This is a genomic window from Demequina sp., from assembly GCF_049841215.1.
In the GTDB taxonomy this organism is placed as follows: domain Bacteria; phylum Actinomycetota; class Actinomycetes; order Actinomycetales; family Demequinaceae; genus Demequina.
Map to the genome: position 1 here is coordinate 1 of NZ_JASGEO010000005.1, position 18,970 is coordinate 18,970.

17 protein-coding genes, 2 tRNA genes and 1 other RNA gene are annotated in these 18,970 nt (G+C 67.1%); 10 read left to right on the forward strand and 10 right to left on the reverse strand.

The features are described 5' to 3' along the window. Window positions 1-31: 31 nt before the first annotated feature. Window positions 32-1,423, reverse strand: coding sequence for an ABC transporter substrate-binding protein (locus tag QM618_RS00835; RefSeq protein WP_428093490.1), 1,392 nt, complete (start codon window positions 1,421-1,423; stop codon window positions 32-34). 28 nt (window positions 1,424-1,451) lie between these two features. After that, a complete protein-coding gene (locus QM618_RS00840; protein WP_428094474.1) occupies window positions 1,452-3,062 on the reverse strand; it encodes a glycoside hydrolase family 13 protein in 1,611 nt (536 codons plus the stop codon). 551 nt (window positions 3,063-3,613) lie between these two features. On the opposite strand from QM618_RS00840, the gene QM618_RS00845 reads away from it, so the two are divergent. Continuing rightward, a complete protein-coding gene (locus QM618_RS00845; protein WP_428093493.1) occupies window positions 3,614-3,739 on the forward strand; it encodes a pentapeptide repeat-containing protein in 126 nt (41 codons plus the stop codon). Between the two features lie 91 nt (window positions 3,740-3,830). On the opposite strand, the gene QM618_RS00850 is transcribed toward QM618_RS00845, so the two are convergent. Beyond that, window positions 3,831-4,838: a LacI family DNA-binding transcriptional regulator gene (locus QM618_RS00850; RefSeq protein WP_428093497.1), complete on the reverse strand. Its 1,008-nt coding sequence runs from the start codon at window positions 4,836-4,838 to the stop codon at window positions 3,831-3,833. 73 nt (window positions 4,839-4,911) lie between these two features. Next, the gene (gene upp, locus QM618_RS00855) at window positions 4,912-5,547 is read right to left on the reverse strand and encodes a uracil phosphoribosyltransferase (protein ID WP_428093500.1); all 636 of its coding nucleotides are present in this window, start codon (window positions 5,545-5,547) and stop codon (window positions 4,912-4,914) included. Window positions 5,548-5,602: 55 nt separating this feature from the next. On the opposite strand from upp, the gene QM618_RS00860 reads away from it, so the two are divergent. Next, window positions 5,603-6,055 carry a nucleoside deaminase gene (locus QM618_RS00860; RefSeq protein ID WP_428093503.1) on the forward strand — a complete coding sequence of 151 codons (453 nt, stop codon included), beginning with the start codon at window positions 5,603-5,605 and terminating at the stop codon, window positions 6,053-6,055. On the opposite strand, the gene QM618_RS00865 is transcribed toward QM618_RS00860, so the two are convergent. Next, window positions 6,045-8,315 carry a glycoside hydrolase family 3 N-terminal domain-containing protein gene (locus QM618_RS00865; protein ID WP_428093506.1) on the reverse strand — a complete coding sequence of 757 codons (2,271 nt, stop codon included), beginning with the start codon at window positions 8,313-8,315 and terminating at the stop codon, window positions 6,045-6,047. The genes QM618_RS00860 and QM618_RS00865 overlap by 11 nt on opposite strands. A 128-nt stretch (window positions 8,316-8,443) precedes the next feature. On the opposite strand from QM618_RS00865, the gene QM618_RS00870 reads away from it, so the two are divergent. Then, a tRNA-Ser gene (locus QM618_RS00870) sits at window positions 8,444-8,533 on the forward strand. Between the two features lie 212 nt (window positions 8,534-8,745). Here QM618_RS00870 and QM618_RS00875 read toward each other — a convergent pair. Next, window positions 8,746-9,345 carry a YdeI/OmpD-associated family protein gene (locus QM618_RS00875; RefSeq protein ID WP_428093509.1) on the reverse strand — a complete coding sequence of 200 codons (600 nt, stop codon included), beginning with the start codon at window positions 9,343-9,345 and terminating at the stop codon, window positions 8,746-8,748. 57 nt (window positions 9,346-9,402) lie between these two features. Here QM618_RS00875 and QM618_RS00880 point away from each other — a divergent pair, with 57 nt between their 5' ends. Together QM618_RS00880 and QM618_RS00885 are read left to right on the forward strand one after the other, a co-directional pair. Beyond that, a complete protein-coding gene (locus tag QM618_RS00880) occupies window positions 9,403-10,470 on the forward strand; it encodes a hypothetical protein (RefSeq protein ID WP_428093512.1) in 1,068 nt (355 codons plus the stop codon). A gap of 69 nt (window positions 10,471-10,539) precedes the next feature. Beyond that, a complete protein-coding gene (locus QM618_RS00885) occupies window positions 10,540-11,148 on the forward strand; it encodes an FMN-binding negative transcriptional regulator (protein ID WP_428093515.1) in 609 nt (202 codons plus the stop codon). Between the two features lie 8 nt (window positions 11,149-11,156). On the opposite strand, the gene QM618_RS00890 is transcribed toward QM618_RS00885, so the two are convergent. Beyond that, window positions 11,157-12,131 carry a phosphotransferase enzyme family protein gene (locus tag QM618_RS00890; RefSeq protein WP_428093518.1) on the reverse strand — a complete coding sequence of 325 codons (975 nt, stop codon included), beginning with the start codon at window positions 12,129-12,131 and terminating at the stop codon, window positions 11,157-11,159. A gap of 78 nt (window positions 12,132-12,209) precedes the next feature. Here QM618_RS00890 and QM618_RS00895 point away from each other — a divergent pair, with 78 nt between their 5' ends. After that, on the forward strand, window positions 12,210-13,352 hold the full coding sequence (locus QM618_RS00895) for a peptidoglycan-binding domain-containing protein (protein ID WP_428093521.1): 1,143 nt from the start codon (window positions 12,210-12,212) through the stop codon (window positions 13,350-13,352). A 37-nt stretch (window positions 13,353-13,389) separates the two neighbouring features. Here the strand turns inward: QM618_RS00895 and QM618_RS00900 are convergent, their stop codons facing one another. Then, on the reverse strand, window positions 13,390-14,076 hold the full coding sequence (locus QM618_RS00900; protein WP_428093524.1) for a LytR C-terminal domain-containing protein: 687 nt from the start codon (window positions 14,074-14,076) through the stop codon (window positions 13,390-13,392). A gap of 130 nt (window positions 14,077-14,206) precedes the next feature. On the opposite strand from QM618_RS00900, the gene QM618_RS00905 reads away from it, so the two are divergent. From QM618_RS00905 to recR, 4 genes are all read left to right on the forward strand, one after another. Further along, window positions 14,207-14,294, forward strand: a tRNA-Ser gene (locus tag QM618_RS00905). A 14-nt stretch (window positions 14,295-14,308) separates the two neighbouring features. Next, window positions 14,309-14,399, forward strand: an RNA gene (ffs, locus tag QM618_RS00910) — signal recognition particle sRNA small type. A gap of 64 nt (window positions 14,400-14,463) precedes the next feature. Further along, window positions 14,464-16,272, forward strand: coding sequence for a DNA polymerase III subunit gamma and tau (locus QM618_RS00915; RefSeq protein WP_428093527.1), 1,809 nt, complete (start codon window positions 14,464-14,466; stop codon window positions 16,270-16,272). 25 nt (window positions 16,273-16,297) lie between these two features. Further along, the gene (gene recR / locus QM618_RS00920; protein ID WP_428093530.1) at window positions 16,298-16,894 is read left to right on the forward strand and encodes a recombination mediator RecR; all 597 of its coding nucleotides are present in this window, start codon (window positions 16,298-16,300) and stop codon (window positions 16,892-16,894) included. A 16-nt stretch (window positions 16,895-16,910) separates the two neighbouring features. On the opposite strand, the gene QM618_RS00925 is transcribed toward recR, so the two are convergent. After that, window positions 16,911-18,020: an ABC transporter permease gene (locus QM618_RS00925; RefSeq protein WP_428093533.1), complete on the reverse strand. Its 1,110-nt coding sequence runs from the start codon at window positions 18,018-18,020 to the stop codon at window positions 16,911-16,913. Then, a complete protein-coding gene (locus QM618_RS00930; protein ID WP_428093537.1) occupies window positions 18,017-18,958 on the reverse strand; it encodes an ABC transporter ATP-binding protein in 942 nt (313 codons plus the stop codon). The genes QM618_RS00925 and QM618_RS00930 overlap by 4 nt, the downstream gene beginning before the upstream one ends. Between the last annotated feature and the right edge of the window lie 12 nt (window positions 18,959-18,970).

The following is an 18,970-nucleotide window of genomic DNA, read 5'->3' on the forward strand; positions in this document are numbered from 1 at the left end:
CGGGGCTCCCCGCGCCGGCCACCGGTGGGTATTACTGATCCAGCAGGGCCTGCGCGTCGGCGTCCGCCTTCGTGAGGAGCGCATCGATGTCTGCGCTCTCGTCGGTCAAGACCGACTGCACTACGGGATCGAGCAGAGCGTAGATCTCCTGAGTCTTGCCCTTGGGCTCACCAACAGGCGTCTGGTCCCAGATGTTGTCCGTGAAGGGCGTCATCTGGTCGCGAGGCACGTTGATGTAGGGCTCGATCCAGGTGAGCGACTGCTCGTAGAGCTCCCGGCTGAGGACGGGGAGCACGGGGGTGCCAACGGCCTGGCCCGCGTCGGACAGCGCCTTGGCGTCGGCCACGGCGGCGTCCTCGTTCATGAGCTTCTGCATGTAGTACCAGTCGATCCACTTGACGGCAGCGGCCTTGGTCGCGTCGTCAACTGTTGGCGAGACCACGGCGACGTCACCGCCACCAAGCGTGCCAGCGTCGGGCCCGTCAAGGGGCACAACGGTGAGACCGTACTGTGCCGAATCCATGCCGAAGTCCCGCACAAGGGCCGTGTAGACGTCGGAACCAGAGGTGTACATGCCGATATTGCCGGCCGCGAACTCCTGGTTGATCGTGCCCCAGTCGAGGTCCACCTTGGAGCCGAACGAGTCGTCAACGAAGCGGAGGTCGTGCAGGAACTGCAGGGCCGCCTTAGTACCGGGGTTGTTGATCGTCGACGTGTAGGTGCCGTCGCCGTTGTCGGTCTGGGTGCGGCCGCCGCGAGCGATCGTCGTTGCCGTGAGCTGCCAGCCTCCGGTGTTGTTGATCGCCATCTGGGCGTAGCCGGCCTTGCCGGTCTTCTCCGAGATGGTCTTGGCCGCCGCGCGAACCTCGTCCCACGTGGTGGGCGGGCTGTTGGGGTCAAGGCCCGCCTGCTCAAACAGGGCGCGGTTGTAGTGCAGACCCATTGCGTAAGCCTGGCGCGGGAAGCCGTAGTAGTGGCCGTCCGTGCCGGTGACGCCGTCGAGGATGATCGGGTTGAACTTGTCGGAGTAGCCCAACTCGTTCATCTCGTCCGTGACGTCCATGAGCTGGCCGTTCTCGAGCAGCGTCTTGGTGTCGGTGAACGGCACGGTGAACACGTCGGGGAGGCTTCCGCCCGCGAGCTGAACGGCGAACGTGGGGCCGGTCCACTCGTACTCGACACCGATGATGTCGATGTCGGGGTTGAGGTCCTCGAACTGCTTCTCCTGCACCGCAAACGCCTCGTAGGCGGCCTTGTCAGCACCGGGCGGGAACGTGGCGACGCGAAGCTCAACCTTCTTGCCGTCGCCCCCGGTTCCGGGGCTTGCGTTGTCGCTCTCGTCGGGCGTGCAGGCCGTCAGGAGCAGCGCCCCAGCGGCGAGCGCAACGCCCGCGATCGCGGTCTTGCGACCAATGGACATCATGGTCTTTCTCCTTTGTGTGGGGGCGCCGTCAGGCGCTTCCGACACCGTGCGGCGCTACCTCGAGCCATACGGTGCAGTCTGGTGGCAGCGCCCCGTCCACGAGCTCGGCACTCGCGGCAAGGACGCCAATGTGATCCGGCAACGCAACTGGAGAGTCGCCGAAGTTGGTGAGGGACACGGTGGTGACGCCACGCCGGAAGGCGAGCACAGCGTCGGGCATATCAAGCCATTCCAAACCGCCGTCCATGAGGTCCTCGCTGGCGCGGCGCGTCGCGAGCGCCGTGCGGTAGAGGCTGAGCATGGACGACGCTGTGGCGGCTTGCGCCTCGACGCTAAGCTCGCGCCACTCGCCTGGCTGGGGGAGCCAGGGGGCGGAGCCGGCGGAGGGGCCAAAGCCGAGGGAGATGCCGGTGGTTGACCAGGGCAGTGGGACGCGGCAGCCGTCGCGGCCGGGGTCCACGCCGCCGGAGCGGAAGTGCATGGGGTCTTCGATGAGGTCGTGGGGGACGTCGGCCTCGGGGAGGCCCAGCTCGTCGCCTTGGTAGATGTACAGGCAGCCGGGGAGAGCGGCGGTGAGGAGTGCGGCGGCGCGTGCTCGCCGGGTGCCCAACTCAAGGTCCGTTGGCGTGCCAAAGCGCTTGCGATCGAAGGCGAAGCTCGAGTCCTCGCGGCCGTACCGCGTCACGGGGCGTGTGATGTCGTGGTTACTCAGCACCCACGTGGCCGGCGCGCCGATGGGCTCATGCTCCGCGAGCGTGCGCTCGATGCTGCTCCGCATGGCGCGCGCGTCCCAGGGTTGGGTCATGAAGTCGAAGTTGAAGGCGGTGTGCATCTCGTCTTGGCGCAAGTACTGAGCGAAGCGGGCCGTGTCCTCGAGCCAGACTTCGCCCACGAGGATTCGCTTGGGCTCGTACTCGTCAGCCACTGCTCGCCAGCCGCGGTAGATGTCGTGGATCTCGTCGCGGTCGATGTGCGGGTGTTGGCCGGGCGCGTGGTTCTCTTGGAGAGGGCCGAGCGCCGGGTCCTTGATGATCATCGCTGCACTATCGATGCGGACGCCGGCCACGCCGCGGTCAAACCAGAAGCGCAAGATGTCCTCGTGCTCCTTGCGGACGTCCGGGTGGTTCCAGTTGAGGTCCGGCTGCTCCGCGGTGAACAGGTGGAGGTACCACTCGCCAGGCGTGCCGTCGGGGTTGGTGGTGCGGGACCAGGTGTCGCCTTGGAAGCTTGACACCCATGCTGTGGGCATCTGGTCGCCGTTCTCGCCCGCGCCCTCGTGGAACCAGAAGCGCTCGCGCTCCTTGCTTCCCGGGCCGGCGGCGAGGGCCGCCTGGAACCACGGGTGCTGGTCCGAGACGTGGTTGGGGACAATGTCCACGATGGTGCGGATGCCCAGCTGCTCCGCCTCGCTGATGAGAAGCTCTGCCTCCTCGAGCGTGCCGAACATGGGGTGGATGGCGCGGTAGTCGCTCACGTCGTAGCCGCCGTCGGCGAGCGGGCTCGCGTACCAAGGGTTGAACCAGATTGCGTCCACGCCCAGGTCCCTGAGGTACGGCAGGCGGCTGCGGACTCCCGCGAGGTCGCCCGTGCCGTCACCGTTGCCGTCCGCGAACGAGCGCACGTACACCTGGTAGATCACGGCCGAGCGCCACCAATCGTGGGTGGGGTGCTGCTGGGTCGCCGCGGGCTCCGGCTGGCCGTGGGCCGGTGTCGCCGCGCCATGCTGGCCTGACGCCGTGGCCTGCTGGCCCGACGCCGTGGTGACCTTCTCCTGCCCGGCCGCCGAAGCGTCGGGCTGGGTGAGGACTTCGCTGTCCACATCGCTCCTTTGATGACTCGATCTGGAGCCACCGTAACTTGCTGACAGTTTGCGCGCAAGTTTTTGCTAAGCGTAGGAAAGATTGCGATTTGGTAACGGGTCAGTTAGTAACGTTTCGACTGCGCCTTGCGCGGTTCGCATCCACCTCCCCGAATGCGCCCTGGCGGCACGTAACAGGTCGTAAGGGGCTTATGCGACGTGGTCTATGCCGCCAGCGCGCTTCCGGGGTGCGGCAGCACCGGGCACCCCCGTCCATCGCAGATTTCTGCGTGGCGCGCGTCCACCTCTGATCGCGGGCAGCGCGCGTCCACCTCCCCGAATGCGTCCTGGCGGCACGCAACAGGTCGTAAGGGGCTTATGCGACCTGGTCTGTGCCGCCAGCGCGCTTCCGGGGTGCGCGCTTCCGGGGTCCGCGCTTCCGGGGTGCGCGCTTCCGGGGTCCGCGCTTCCGGAATGCGACGGTGCCCGGGCGCGTCGACGGCAGACGCGCGAGCTAGCGCATACCCGTAGCCACCGCCCAACGCTGCGGCTCGGCACCGCCCGACGCTGGGGCTGGCTCGATCGCCGCCCTCGCCCTGCCGCGTGGGCTCAGTTCTTTGCGGGACCTGTGGATCCGCGGAGCACCAACTCCGGCTCAAACAGAAGTTCGTCACCAGGTGACATCGTGCCTGCTATTTGGCCCAGAAGAACGTCGATGACGGTGCGTCCCATCGCGTCGATGGGTTGCCGCACCGTGGTGAGAGGCGGCTCCGTGAAGCTCATGAGCACCGAGTCGTCGTAGCCCACGATTGACACATCGCGCGGCACCTCGAGGCCGGCCCGCTTCGCCGCGCGCACCGCGCCAAGCGCCAGCGGGTCAGAGGCACACACGATGCCCGTGGCCCCGGCAGCGAAGAGCCGCGAAGCCCCCGCCTGCCCGGACTCGATTGAGTACAGCCCGTTCACCACGAGCGCAGGATCCAGCGGTGAACCAAGCCGGGCCAACGTCCGCTCCGCCCCCTCACGCTTGCGACGCGAAGGCTGGTGGCCAACGGGCCCCAGTAACAGCCCGATGCGGCGGTGTCCCAACTGGTGCAAGTGGCTCACTGCCTGCTCGGCCGCAGAAGCGTCGTCGGTCGATACCGTCGCGAAGTCCATCCCCGGAATGGGGGCGCTTACCAGGACTGTTGGTAGGTTCACCTTGCGCAGGCGGTCGTAGTGCTCGTGAGGAGCGTCGGTCTCCGTGTAGTTGCCTCCAACGAAGATCACGCCACTCACCTGCTGGGCGAGCATCAGATCCACGTAGTCGGATTCGGTGATGCCGCCAGAGTTCTGCGTACACAGCAAGGGCGTGTAGCCGTTCTGCGTGAGCCCGCCGCTCACGATCTCCGCGAGCGCGGGGAAGATCGGGTTCTGGAGTTCCGGCAGCACAAGCGCCACGAGTCGCGCGCGTCCACCACGCAACTTGGACGGGCGCTCGTAGCCCATGACGTCGAGAGCCGTGAGTACCGCCTGGCGCGTGGCCTCGGAGACGCCGGGCTTACCGTTCAGGACGCGAGAGACAGTCGCTTCGGACACCCCAACCTTGGCAGCAACCTCTGCAAGACGCTTCGACATGGCGGCAATTCTACGCAAACTCTTGCGAGATTGCGCAAGTCCTTACGCAAGCCCGTCCACAGCGTCGGGCCGGCTACACCAGGCCGTACAACCGATCCCCAGCGTCCCCAAGCCCGGGCACGATGTACCCGTGCTCGTTGAGCCGCTCATCCACGCAGGCGACCACAACGGACACCTCGGCGCGATCGCCCACCCGGGAGCGCACGTGATCGATGCCCTCGGGCGCGGCAAGCAGGCACACGCACGTCACGTCGGTGGCACCACGCTCGAGCACGTAGTCGATCGCCGCAACGAGCGATCCACCGGTGGCGAGCATCGGATCCAGGATGAACACCTGCCTCCCGGTCAGATCCTCGGGCAGCCGGTTGGCGTACGTGATCGCCTCGAGAGTCTCCTCGTCGCGTTTGAGGCCCAAGAACCCCACCTCGGCAGACGGCACAACGCGCATGAGGCCCTCAAGCATGCCCAAACCCGCGCGCAGAATCGGCACGATCAGCGGCCGCGGGTCCGCAAGCCGCGTTCCCACCGTGGACGTCAGCGGCGTCTCCACCCGGTGATCCTCGACGCGAATGTGGCGCGTCGCCTCATACGCGAGCAGCGCAACCAGCTCCTCCACCAGCTGACGGAAGATCGGCGAGGTCGTGTTCTTGTCTCGCAGCACGGTGATCTTGTGACGGACGAGCGGGTGGTCGGCGACGTGCAGTTGCATGGCACCAACGTACCGCGCCCGCGGGCCACCCACCCGGCCCTATTAGCCTTGGAACATGAGCCGGTACGACGCTGTGATGGGCAGGGCGCTCGAGCTCGCCTTGGCGGCGGCGCAAGCAGGCGACGTGCCCGTCGGCGCCGTGGTACTCAACCCAGCGGGCGACGTCATCGGCGAGGGCCACAACCGGCGAGAACTTGCCCACGATCCCACCGCCCACGCGGAGGTGCTGGCACTACGCGAGGCGGCCACAGCGTCGGGCAGCTGGCGCCTGGATGGCTGCACGCTTGTGGTGACGCTGGAGCCCTGCCTCATGTGCGCGGGTGCGCTGCTCGCGGCGCGCATCCCGCGCCTCGTGATTGGCGCGTGGGATGAGAAGGCGGGGGCAACCGGGTCCCAGTGGGACGTGGTGCGGGACTCCCGGATCGGCTCCAAGGTTGAGGTGATCTCCGGAGTCAGGGCGGCCGAAGCGACCGCCCTGCTCCAAGAGTTCTTCGCCGCTAAGCGGTGACCTCAAACTCCGCGCCAAGCGATGCGGTCGAGTCGCCGCCCACCCACACATCAAAGGTGCTCGCCTCCTGGACAAAGCCGCGCGTGGCTGCGCTCCAGTAGGTGAGCTCGTCCGGCCCAAGAACAAACGTCACCGTCTGCGTCTCGCCGGGCGCGAACTCCACGCGGCGGAAGCCCTTGAGCTCGCGCACGGGCCGCGCCGTAGAGCCATAGCGCTGGTGGATGTAGAGCTGCACCACCTCATCGGCCTCGATCTGCGAGCGGTTGGTGACGTCCACGCTCACCTCGAGCGACTCGCCCACGCCGATCGACAGCGCAGAGACCCGCACATTCGCGTACTCGAACGTCGCGTACGAGAGCCCAAAGCCGAACGGGAACAGCGGCACCGACGCGTCGTCCCAGTACCGCTGGCTCGCGCCCTGCGGCTGGAACGTCGTGGAGTGCGCGTAGTACACCGGCACCTGGCCCACGTGCTGCGGCCACGAGAACGGCAGGCGCCCGGCAGGGCTGAACTCGCCAAGCAGGGCCGACGCTACCGCCTCGCCTCCGCGCGTGCCCGGGTGCCAGACGTCGACGATTGCGCTCACGTTCTCGCTCGCCCACCTCAAGTCCAAGGGCCGCGCGGACATCACCAAGAGCACCACCCGTGTGCCCGTCGCGGCGATCGCCTTGAGCTGCTCTACTTGCGCGGGCGGCAGCTCCAGGGTGGACCGCGACGCGAGCTCTCCGGACTGTGTCTGACGCTCGCCGACGACCACAATCGCCACGTCCGACTCGGCCGCGAGCGCCACGGCCTTCGCGGCCTCCGCCTCGTCGTCGTAGTCCTCCGGCGTGGTGTCGTTGGGGTGCGTCGAGTCGTCAAAGAAGGACTTGAACTTCTTCTCCGGGATGCTCGCGCCGGGAGCGAAGTTCACCTCAACATCCGGCCCGACGGCCTGGTTCAGGGCCTCAAGGATCGTCACCGTGTCTTCGGTTACGTGGTCGAACGACCACGAGCCGAGCGTGTCGCGTTTGCTCGCCGCAAGCTGGCCGATGACCGCCACCTTGGTGATCGCCGTGCGGTCCAGGGGCAGGACGCCGTCGTTCTTGAGCAGGACGAGCGAGTGCTCCGCCGCGCGGCGGGCGACCTCGCCATGCTCAGGCGCGCCGAGCACCTCGGCGCCAAGACCCTCGTCGGTGTACGGGTTCTCGAACAGGCCAAGGCGGAACTTGGCCGCGAGCACCCTGCGCACTGAAGCATCGAGCACGGCGACGTCCACGCGCCCGTCGGCCACAGCGTCGGGCAGGAAGGAATAGGCGGGGGTGAGCATGGTCATTTCCATGTCGAGGCCAGCGTTGAGGGCGCGCACGCCGGCGTCCGGCTGGTCCTTGGCGAAGTGCTGCGCCTCGAGCGAATGGGCGGCGTTCGCGTCCGAGACGACCCAGCCGGCGAAGCCCCACGTGTCGCGGAGCACCTCGGTGAGGAGCCACTTATTGCCCGTGGCGGGGACGCCGTTGAGTTCCATGTAGGCGCTCATGATGTTTCCCGCGCCCGCGTCGATCGCGGCCTTGAAGGGCGGGAGGTAGACGTTCCAGAGCTCGGAGTCCGAGATCTCCGCCTCCTCGTAGTCGCGGCCGCCAACCGCGGCGCCGTAGCCCGCAAAGTGCTTGGGACCAGCGATGATGTTCTCCGCGCCAAGGTCACCCTGGAAGCCACGGACCTGCGCCGCGGCCACCTTGCCGCCCAGGTAGGGGTCCTCGCCGGCGCCCTCGAACATGCGGCCCCAGCGGGGGTCGCGCGCGATGTCCACCATGGGCGCGAAGGTCCAGTGGATGCCGTTGGCGCGGGCCTCGCGGGCGGCGACGGCCTGAGCGGCCTCGATGGTCTCCGGGTCCCACGAGGCGGCGAGGCCGATGGGCGCGGGGAAGATCGTGCGCATGCCGTGAATGACGTCGAAGCCGAAGATGAGCGGGATGCCGAGGCGGCTCTCTTCAATGGCCCGACGCTGGATTCGGTTGGCATTAGCGGCGTCCCTCACGAAAAGGACAGAACCCGCGCGGCCTGCGGCTACCTCGTTCTCCACGATGTCAGGGGTGCGGATGTGCGCAAAGAAGGGGTTGGGTTCGCCGTCGCCGGTCTGGGGGGCGTCGCCGAACATCGAGCCGAAGTGGAAGTACTGGGTGAGCTGACCGGCCTTCTCCTCGACGGTCATGCGGCCAAGAAGGTCTGCGACGCGCTCCTCGATGGAGAGGGTGGTGTCGCGGTACGGCTCGGTGGTCATGGTGCTCCTTTGCGGTCTGATCCCCTGGTGCGTCCATGGTGACACAAAATCGCCGAGTTTTCTACCGAGTGGTAGGTAGATGCGGCGAGGTTTGGAGGGTGGTGCGCGCAGCGGGTACCCTTGTCGGCGGTGCCGTGTCCGAGCGGCCTAAGGAGCACGCCTCGAAAGCGTGTGTGGGTGAAAGTCCACCGTGGGTTCAAATCCCACCGGCACCGCCAAGAAAACCCCTGGGAGACCAGGGGTTCTCGCGTTTCTGCCTCCTAGGGGTGCATGAGGACCGGCTCAGGACGGCTCTAGCCTCCCATGGGTGCATCAGGTCCGGATGAGCGCGAGCTACGGCCACTCGATGAACACGCAGGTGCTCCGAACCTGATGCACCCATGAGAACCCGGCCCTTCGCGAAACCGGACCTGAGGTACCCGTACCGCGCTCAGCCCCTCGCGCGGCGCCCCTCCGCGGCCGCGGCCACGATCTGCGCAACCCGCTCCGCCCGCGTCTCGTCCCGCACGGCAGTCACCACCCAGTGCAGCATCTGCTTCTTCGCGCTCGCGGGGAACGCATCCCACGCCACCCGCGCAGCCGGCACGGCATCGAGCGCCGCCGCCAACTCCGCCCCCTCGTCAAGATCCTCCACGGAGTCGAGGATGGTCCACCACCCGTTCCCCTTAGCCACCGCGATGGCCGCGCGCCCAGCATCAGTCATCAGACCACGCGACTCCATCTCAGCAGCCCGGCGCCGGTTGAGCCTGGTCCACGAGCTCTTGCCCTTGCGCTTGGCATAGAGCTGCAACCCCCGGTGCTCGTCGAAGACCGTGGTGGTGGAGTCGATCCACCCAAAGCAGATGGCCTCTTCAACCGCTTCCGGATAGGGGCATCGCGGGCCGTGCGCATCGGAGCGCCACGACGCGAGCCACACTCCGCGCTCGCTATCGCCATTCTCGAGCAGCCACGCGCGCCACTCCGTGCGCGATTCAGCGTGCACCACGGGGTAGTCGAACTTCCAGGTTGCCGGGAGCGGAGCGAGTGCCACACCCCAAACAATGCCACCGCCCCCTGACACAGCACACGGTTCACCTACGCTAGAGCAGTGTCCGATGCTGAGCTCCAGTCTCCCCGCCAATTCCGCGGCCGCATGGTACGGACGCTCACGACCACTGCCCGAACCGCGACCGAGACCTTCTGGCTTGATGGCCTGGGCGAAGCAGAGTCGTGGTGGTCGCCCGCGAGCGTGATAGCGGAACGAGACGTCTCCGGTCCAGCAGAGGGTCCGATCCTCCTATGGGACGAAGTCGTCGGCAACGAGCCGCACGTCACCGCGCTCCTCGATGGATACTTCGCTGGCAACCTCGCGGCATGGTGTCCGCCCACGCAAACGGAGCGCGACACCACCGGTCTGAAGCCCGTTGATGACGACGAGTTCTGGGGCGTGATTGAGATCCTCGGCGGCAAGACGTGGGAGAAGACAATCGACGCCGCGGCGCGCTCGCTCGCCACACGCGATGAGGAGTTCGTGCTCCGCTGGCAGGAGACGACCGCGCTCAAGGCGGTGGCCCTCGACGAACAGTTCAGGAAGGTCGACGAGGACCATGCGGGTTTCCCGACGGCGCTGGCGGTGCTCGGCGCCACGATTGCGCGAGGCCCCGAGACGTACGAGTCGGTGCGGGCGGATCCCGATACCTTTGACGCAAAGTGGCTCAACGACGCAGCATCCGGCGTCCTCTTCGTTGGCTCACTGGCATTGAGGCGCAAACTCGGCGAGGACGTGCACGTCACCACATCGTTCACGCCGCTCCACATGCGCCTGCTGCGCGCATGGGAAGCAGAGATAGACGAGCGCGAGGCCGAGTCGCGGCGCCTGAGCCCAGACCCGGAGTCCTTGCGATGGAAGACGTTCCATGCGGGCCGCGCCCTAATCCGCGAGGGCGGCGACGTGCGGCTACGCATCGTCATCGCCGAAGACCTTCCGGGCGCCGGGGACCACCGCAACGGCCTTCGCGAGGCCCTCGAGTCTTTCGGAGGCAGCCTGTGCTCGCCTGTCGAGACCCAAGAAGGCGGCTTGTCGGGAATCGGGAGCGGGCCGGTGTTCGAGGTGAAGCGCAGGTTCACGGGTACCCGCGACGAGTACCTCGGCCGCTTCGTGCGACCCAGGCACTAACCTCAGGCGCGATCGCCGCAAAACCCAACCACAGCGTCGGGCCGCCACAAAACCAGCCACAATGAGCCCATGCGCCACACGCCCCGCTACATCGTCGAGGACCCCAACGAGGTCAAGCGCCTCATCCGCCGCAACGCGTGGGCCACGTTCGTTTCCCCGGCAACTAAGGGCCTGGTCGCAAGCCACTACCCGGTGATCCTCGACGAGCAAGACCAAGACGGCATCACCATCGTCAGCCACTTTGGCCGTCCGGACGAGGTTGCGCACGAGCTCGGCGAGCACGAGATCCTCGTCATCATCCAGGGCCCGCACGACTACATCTCATCCAGTTGGTACGCGGAAGGCGACATCATCCCCACCTGGAATCACGTCACGGCCCACCTGTATGGCACGCCGGAAATCCTCAGCGACGAGGAGAACTACGAGATGCTCAGCCTCCTCACCGACCACTTTGAGCGGCACTACCCCGGCGGCCGCTCCCTCAGCGAAGACGAAGAGGGCACGCGCCGCGTCGCCAAGGGCACGGTGGGGCTGCGCATGCGCGTGGACAGGTTTGATGCGAGGGCCAAGTTGAGTCAAAACAAGCAGCCCGACGTTCTGGACACCATCACCGGTCACCTCGCCACATCGAATCCCCAGTTGGCAGCGGAGATGGAGCGGGCGCGGCCTGCCCAGTAGGCGTGGCCTCAGTACCCAAGCAGGCCGAGCATGCTCGAAGACCAGTCGTGGACAACGTCGAGGCGCGCGGCAAATGCGGGATTTACCTGGGCCGTTCCCGTGTACCAGAGGTCAAACGCCACTTGTCGTACGGCGATGTAGTCGTCAAGCAACGTGTCGTCGATAGGGCGCACGCTGCGGTACCCGTCCAGCAGTGCCTCCCGAACCTGCGCAGACTCCGGCTCGTCCCGCTGCTCCCACAGCGCCACCGCGAGGTCGTAGATACGCGGCCCAAATCCGCTGTCGTCAAAGTCGATCAGCCCCACGGTGGTACCCCGGAACACCGCGTTGCCCATGTGGAGGTCGGCGTGGATGAGGCCGCTGTCGCTTTCGGCCGCCATCACCGCCGACATGCGCGAACCCACGGCCGCGAAGCGATCCCGCAGCGCCGAAGGCAGCAGCTCCCAACACTCCGCAGCGGACACGTTGCCGTAGACCATGGTGTTGCCAAAGAAGGCCTCGTGATCCCAGCGGATACGCGTGAAGTCGGCCGGTGGTGTCCACGAATCCGCATGCTGGTGCAGCACCGCCATCGCGGCCCCGAGGCGCCGGAAGTGCACGGCCCGCGCGGAGTCCTCCATAATCCGGCCATCGATCCACCGCAGCACGGACACCACTCGCGTGAGCCCGGCGGCGGTCGCGGTGACGGTCACGGCCCCATCCCGCGCGAACACCGGCTCCGGCACTGTCAGTGATGTCTCGGCGCGCAATGCCACCAGCCACGCGAGCTCTGACTCGATCGCCGTCACCGGGTCCGCGTCGCGCCCGTGCCGCAACGGCCGGTGCACTCTCACAAGGAACTTTCCGGCGGGGCCATCAAGCCGATACGTGGTGTTCTCGCCGTGCGTGACAAAGGTGAGCGGGCCGTCGGGCAGCGGGTACTCGGCAAGCGCGGCGGCAGCGACGGCGCGAAGCCGCCTGAGCTGCGAGAGCCGAGCCTCCATGTCCCAACTATGTGCGAGAGCCGTCCCGAATGCGCGGCATGCCGCGACAGCGTCGCGATGGCAGGCCAAGATGAACGCATGGAAATTCTTGGTAAGCGCGTAGCCGTCGCCGCGGCCGTCGCGGTGCTTGCCCTCGCTGGCTGCACGCAGAACATGACTGACCTCGAGAAGGCGCAGGCCCAAGTCACCGCCAAGCAGAAGGCGCTCGACGATGCCCAGGATGAGTTCGACGCCTCATCAACCGCCTTCTGCGACGCCACCACCGACTACATCCTCGCGCTCGATACCTACGGCGACGTGCTCACGGACACGGCCCCCACCGTGGGCGACGTGCGCAACGCGGGCGCATACCTCGCGGCGCCCAAAGTCCAGACCATCGATGCGGCCACGGCGGCGACGGACGCACGCGCACAGCTGACCATTGCCACGCAAGAACTGGCCGACGCTGAGGCCGCCTTGGCAGCTATCGAGGCGGGGCCGTCGGGAGGGCCGAGCATCATCGCGAGCGTGAGCGCCTCACCGGCACCTGTGGTGCCTGACGCCACAGTGGACCGCGTCAAGCAGGCCGAGGACGAGTTCGCGGACGTGCAGGGCGACATCAGCGACGACACACCCCTGCGCGAGGCGGCAGAGCCCTTCCACAGCGCCGCGCTCGCCTTGGAGTTGTCATGGATGAGGCTGTTCATGGACGCGGGCTGCGCCACCGACGAGCAGGCGGCCAACGCCAAAGAATCGGTAGCCGGGTACACCAAGGCCCTTCAGCAAGACCTCAAGACGCTTGGCTTCTACAAGGGCGAGATCGACGGCATCTACGGCCCTCAGACCACCCAGGCCGTGAGCGATCTGCAGAAGGATGCGGGACTCGCGCAAACCGGAACCGTGGACATCGCCACCGCGCAAGCGTTGCGTGATGCGATGGTCGCGGCGGAGCTCGCGAGCGCCACCGACCAGATCGCCTCCACGGCGGTGCTGCAGCAGCTGCTCGAGGTCCTTGGCTATTGGGACGGCCCCGTCGACGGTATCTGGACGGACGACCTCACCGACGCGGTCAAGGACTTCCAACGCGATCTAGGCGTGGATCCCAGCGGCGAGGTGGATGCGGCGACTGTCGCGGCCTTCCAGAAGGCCCTCGAGGAGGCCAAGGCAAGCCTTGTGCCCGACGACCAACCCACTGACCAACCGGAGCCTGCGCCAAGCCCCTCAGCCACAGCGTCGGACTAGTCGCGGCGCACCCCCCCCCCCCCCCGAGCCGCGAGCGTTACTCGTCTTCGCTCGGCGACGGCGATGGCGTGGGCGTGCTCTTTGGCGCGAGCGGATCCGCGGGGTAGATGCGCGGCGCGGGCTCGGGCTCGATCTGGCTCATGGGCAGGCACTCCACCGTTGCCGTGAGCGGGACGTCCTCGTCCAGCTGGGGATCGAGCGGATCCACGATGGACGTGAACTCGTCGCCCAGAACCACGTCAACCGTGGCGTTATCCCTGGTGTCGAGCACCATCTCGGTCGCGGGGAACTGGCGCGCAAGGGTGTATGCCTTCTGCAGGCCCGTCTCGCCAAACATGATGCGCGCTGTGCCCTCGTACTCGCGGCTCCAGTTGGTGGCCGCTAGGGGCACAAAGCCGCGGTTTTCCAGGTCATTCAAGGCGGTTCCCGCGAGCCCGGGCGTGTCCGTTCCGTTGAGCACGCGCACGGCCACTTCGCTGTTGTCGAGCGGCATGGATCCGGAGGGCGGGCACGGCGTGGTCACGCTCGAGGTGAACTCCGCTTGCGGCGTCACAAACGACGCGTTGAAGGGGCCGCGAATGGTGCCCTTGTAGACGCCCATGGAGATGAAGACGATGGCCGCGATGATGATCAGGATGATGCCGAAGACGAGCACCTGACGCTCGCGCCGGTGGCGGCGCACGGCCCGACGCCTGCTGTCGTGCGGCGTGCCGGATGCGGTCACGTGCACCCTCCTTGTGAGCGTCGGTCGAGCCTGAAATCGATGTGTAGTCTAACCCGCCTTGCGCCAAGCCCCTGTGGGTCTCGAGACCCCCGCGCGCTCCGGTAAGATATGCGGGTTCGCTCGCGGACAAGGTGACGTACTCAAGTGGCCGAAGAGGCACGCTTGGAAAGCGTGTGTTGTGCAAGCAACCGTGGGTTCGAATCCCACCGTCACCGCCAGCTAGACTTGAGGCAACCCCCCACGTGGCGTTACCTCGCCCAACTCCCCCAGGTCAGGAATGAAGCAAGGGTAAGCGGGCTCTGACGGGTGCGTGGGGGGCCTTTTTATGCCTGCCCGACGCTGTGGACAGCTTGGGCGCTTGTCTCACCTGCCGACTAGGCTCGCCTCGTGACTACCGCCCTGTATCGCCGCTACCGGCCAGACACCTTTGCCGATGTTGTTGGCCAAGAGCACGTCACCGTGCCGCTCATGCAGGCGCTGCGGGCAGACAAGGTCAACCACGCCTATTTGTTCTCGGGCCCGCGCGGGTGCGGAAAGACCACGTCTGCGCGCATCCTCGCGCGGTGCCTCAACTGCGCTGAGGGGCCAACGGACACCCCCTGTGGAACGTGCGACTCATGCGTGGAGCTGGCTCGCGGTGGTGCGGGCTCCGTGGATGTGGTGGAGATTGACGCGGCGTCACACAACGGCGTGGATGACGCGCGCGAGTTGCGGGAGCGCGCGGCGTTCGCGCCCGCGCGCGATCGCTACAAGATCTTCATCCTCGACGAGGCCCACATGGTGACCACCCAGGGCTTCAACGCGCTGCTCAAGTTAGTTGAGGAGCCCCCGCCACACGTGCGCTTCATCTTCGCCACCACGGAGCCGGAGAAGGTCATTGGCACCATCCGTTCCCGCACCCATCACTATCCGTTCCGCCTGGTGCCCCCGCCGGTGCTGCAGGCCTATCTGCAGTCGCTGTGTGACGCCGAGGGTGTGAAGGTCGCGAGCGGAGTGCTGCCGCTGGTGGTGCGGGCGGGTGGCGGCTCGGTGCGCGATTCGCTTTCCGTGCTCGACCAACTCATGGCTGGATCCGGCAAGGACGGCGTCACCTACGACGGCGCCATCGCGCTGTTGGGCTTCACGGACGCCACGCTGCTCGACGACGCCGTTGACGCGATCGCTGCCGGAGACGGCGCATCGCTGTTTGGCGTGGTGTCACGAGTGATCGCCACGGGGCACGAGCCGCGGCGGTACGTCGAGGATCTGCTGGAACGGTTGCGTGATCTGCTGTTGCTCGCCGCGTCTGGCGAGTCCGGCGTCAAGGCGCTTGGCGCCCTTCCAGAGGACCAACTGGCCCGCATGAAGGAGCAGGCCCGCACGCTGGGTCTTGTGCGCGCGTCGCGCGCAGCCGACCTCGTCAACGACGCGCTCACGGCGATGGTTGGCGCGGCGGCGCCACGCCTCCACCTGGAACTACTCTGCGCGCGGCTCATCGCTGCGGACGGTCATGTGGCGGCGGCACCCACCGGTCATGCTGCGGCAGCGCAGCCTATCGCCGAACCCACCCGTCATGCTGCGGCCGCAGAGCGGATCGCAGTACCTTCCCCAGCCCCGGAGACCGAGGCCGTCCCCGTTGCCGTTGCCGCCCCGGCGACTGCGCCGGTCGCCGCCCCCACCGGCGACGTCGCGGGAGGCAGCGAAGACGCGGAACTGGTTCGTCGCCGCTGGCAAGAGGTACTCGGCACCCTCGAACGCCGCCGCGTCACGTGGTCCATGGTGAGCCAGTCGGCAACCGTCGCGAGTATCGACAAGGGCGTGCTTCGCCTCGCCTTCGACAACCCCGCTCTCGTGGCGCGCTTTGGATCAGGCGACCATGCGGAAAACGTCGCGCTGGCGATCCGCGAGACGCTCGGACTGCACGTGAGGGTCGAGGCTGCTGGCGGAGCCGCAGCTGCAGAGCCCACACACGCCATTTCGGCCGGAATCGCCGCGGCCACTGGCATGACGCCCGTGGTGACGCAAGACGCAAAGCCGGCCGCAGCGTCGGGCAGGAGCGCGGCGCCAAGGGCCACTGCTACCGAGCCGCCGCCGCCCGCCGAGCCGCCGCCGTTCGAGGAAGAGATCAGCGACGACGACGCCCGCGACACCGAGGGGCAACTGACCGGTGCGGAGGCCGTGGCGAAGCTGCTCGGCGGCACGGTCGTCGAGAACTGACCGGCCGCCACCTAGGCTGTGACCCATGTACGACGGCGCGGTTCAGGACCTCATTGACGAGTTGGGGCGGCTGCCCGGTGTGGGCCCCAAGAGCGCCCAGCGCATCGCGTTCCACCTGCTCGGCACGGACTCCGCGGACGTCCAACGCCTCGCCGACGCAATCACCACGGTCAAAGAGAAGGTTCGCTTCTGCGAGACGTGCGGAAACGTTGCCGAGTCCGAGCAGTGCCGCATCTGTGCGGACCCGCGCCGCGACCAGACCGTGCTGTGCGTCGTTGAGGAGCCCAAAGACGTGGTCGCGATCGAGCGAACGCGCGAGTTTCGCGGGCGCTATCACGTGCTCGGCGGGGCCATCGATCCGATGAACGGCGTAGGGCCGGAGGAGCTGCGCATTCGACAGCTACTCACGCGGCTCGGCAACGGTGAGGTGCAAGAGGTCATCATCGCCACCGACCCCAATATCGAGGGCGAGGCCACGGCCACGTACCTCACGCGCATGCTGATCCCGGTTGGCGTGACGGTGTCACGCCTGGCATCTGGGCTGCCCGTTGGCGGCGACCTCGAATACGCAGACGAGGTGACGCTCGGGCGCGCGTTCGAGGGACGCAGGACGGTCAGCTAGGCCCAACTTCACGCCTTTACGCGATGCGTGTTGATGCGGCGAGCTTGCCGTGCGGCACTCCCAGCCGGCGCACCGCAAGCCACACCCCGCCGCCAGCGAGGAGCGCGTGGAACGCAAGCCCCCAGGGCCACACCGGCGGCATCGCGGAGAGTTGGTCGTAACGCTCCTGGTCTTCAGGGTGAGAAACAGTGCCGCCAGTGGCGGGATCCCAACACTGGTTCTCGAACCCCGAGGGTCCGAGCCGCGCGGACCGCACTCCGTACTTGATCGTGCCGAGCATGGTCTGGCCACCCGTGTTGCCCACCACGTTGTCGTCCTTGCTCGGCGCCGCATCCGCGACGATCACGAAGGGGTTCATCGCGAGGAGCCACCACACCTGCTCTGTGTGTAACTGCTCGTAGGTTTGCTCGGTGACAGTGCACTCCGTGGGAGAGCCGTCGCTCTCGTAGCTCGTGGGCGCATAGACGCGCACCGTGCTCTGCTGCGACACCACCGGCATGAGCAGACCGAACACGATGAGGCTGATGACGGTAAGGGCCGCCACGGACACGTAGGTCAGCACCGCGGAGGCGGCCGTCCGCACGGTGATCGCAGACCACCCGAGGCCGATACCGCAGACGGCAAGCAGTTCCAGCGCAAGCACGATCACTGTGACCAGCACCGCACCAAAAGGCATGTCCGACTGAACGTAGGCAAACACGATGAAGGGAAGTGCTACTGCGAGGAAAGCGAGAGATGCACACCAAGCGCCGAGCAACTTGCCAAGCGAGATGTCGATCGCGCTCATCGCCGTTGCCTGAACCGGAGCCAGGGTTCCCTCACGGTTGTCGCCGTTGATGGTGGTGGCGCTGAGCGTTGGGGACACGACAAGGCCAAGACCCAACACAAAGTAGACGATGATCCCGAACGGGATGTCGTAGCTTTCGCCAAAGGCAAAGCTCGCCACCGCGCCCGCCGTCAGGAACGTGACCAGCGCAACGATCCCGGCAAAGACGCCAAGCGCCCACTTCCAGCGCGTCGAACGGACGCGCTGGCGCAGTTCAAGCGCGGCGATGAGCGTGATGCCGCTCCACGTCACTCGCCACGTGCCGCGGCCAGCCTTGGGAGGTGTCAACGTGTCCGTCATCGCCGCTCCTCCTCCATCGTCAGGTACACCTGTTCAAGCGCGCTGCCCACCGGCCCAAAGGCGCTGATGCGCAGTCCCTGCCCCACGAGTTGGGCCAGCAACTCTGCCGCGTCGTCCTCATTGGCGACCTGCACCAGAGCCTGAGATGCGTCGTCGGCCAGCGCCGGCGACCAGTCGCGCGTAAGGCCAGAAAGCGCAGCGTGGACATCGGCGCCCGGCCGCCCCGTCACCCGCCATCGCTGCCGTGCGGCGGCAACCAACGCGTCGGCCGAATCCCCAAGCGTCACGCCCTTGGACATGAAGATCGCGTCATCCACCATCTCGTCGAGCTCGCTCAGTACGTGCGAGGAAATCAGCACCGACGCACCCTGGGCGGCTAGGCCGCGCACCAGTTCGCGCAGTTCCACTCGCGATCGCGGGTCAAGGCCCGACGCTGGCTCGTCAAGGATGAGAACGCTCGGCTTGTGCACCAGGGCCCGTGCCAGGGAGAGCCGCTGCTTCTGGCCGCGGCTCAACACGCGCGCGGGCCGCGAGGCGAACTCCTCGAGGTGGACGAGCTGCAGCAACTCCATGCCGCGAGTATTCGCCTGGTCCTTGCTCGCGCCGTACATGCGACCAAAGGTCGCGAGGGTCTCGAGGCACGTGAGCGAGTCCCAGGTGCCGAGCGAATCCGGCATCCATCCCACGTGGGAGCGGGCGAGGGGGCCGTCGACGGAAGGGTCGTGCCCTGCCACGGTGATGGTGCCAGCGTCCGGCGCCAAGAGCCCCGCGAGCATGAGCATGAGCGTGGTCTTGCCACACCCGTTGGGCCCAATGAGCGCGGTGACCGTGCCCGGCGGAAGGCTGACGCTCGCGTCTGCCACCGCTTGCACGGCTCCGAATGCGCGGCGCACTCCGTGCGCCTCAAGTGCGGGCGTCACACCCTCAGGCTCGGTCACCAAACCCCCTCT

Excerpts from the sequence above, each read along its gene's own strand:
- QM618_RS00885 (WP_428093515.1), top strand. The coding sequence starts at position 10,540 with ATGCGCCACACGCCCCGCTACATCGTCGAGGACCCCAACGAGGTCAAG.
- QM618_RS00850 (WP_428093497.1), bottom strand. The coding sequence starts at position 4,838 with ATGTCGAAGCGTCTTGCAGAGGTTGCTGCCAAGGTTGGGGTGTCCGAA.
- recR (WP_428093530.1), top strand. The coding sequence starts at position 16,298 with ATGTACGACGGCGCGGTTCAGGACCTCATTGACGAGTTGGGGCGGCTG.
- QM618_RS00925 (WP_428093533.1), bottom strand. The coding sequence starts at position 18,020 with ATGACGGACACGTTGACACCTCCCAAGGCTGGCCGCGGCACGTGGCGA.
- QM618_RS00865 (WP_428093506.1), bottom strand. The coding sequence starts at position 8,315 with ATGACCACCGAGCCGTACCGCGACACCACCCTCTCCATCGAGGAGCGC.
- QM618_RS00890 (WP_428093518.1), bottom strand. The coding sequence starts at position 12,131 with ATGGAGGCTCGGCTCTCGCAGCTCAGGCGGCTTCGCGCCGTCGCTGCC.
- QM618_RS00895 (WP_428093521.1), top strand. The coding sequence starts at position 12,210 with ATGGAAATTCTTGGTAAGCGCGTAGCCGTCGCCGCGGCCGTCGCGGTG.
- QM618_RS00835 (WP_428093490.1), bottom strand. The coding sequence starts at position 1,423 with ATGATGTCCATTGGTCGCAAGACCGCGATCGCGGGCGTTGCGCTCGCC.
- upp (WP_428093500.1), bottom strand. The coding sequence starts at position 5,547 with ATGCAACTGCACGTCGCCGACCACCCGCTCGTCCGTCACAAGATCACC.
- QM618_RS00860 (WP_428093503.1), top strand. The coding sequence starts at position 5,603 with ATGAGCCGGTACGACGCTGTGATGGGCAGGGCGCTCGAGCTCGCCTTG.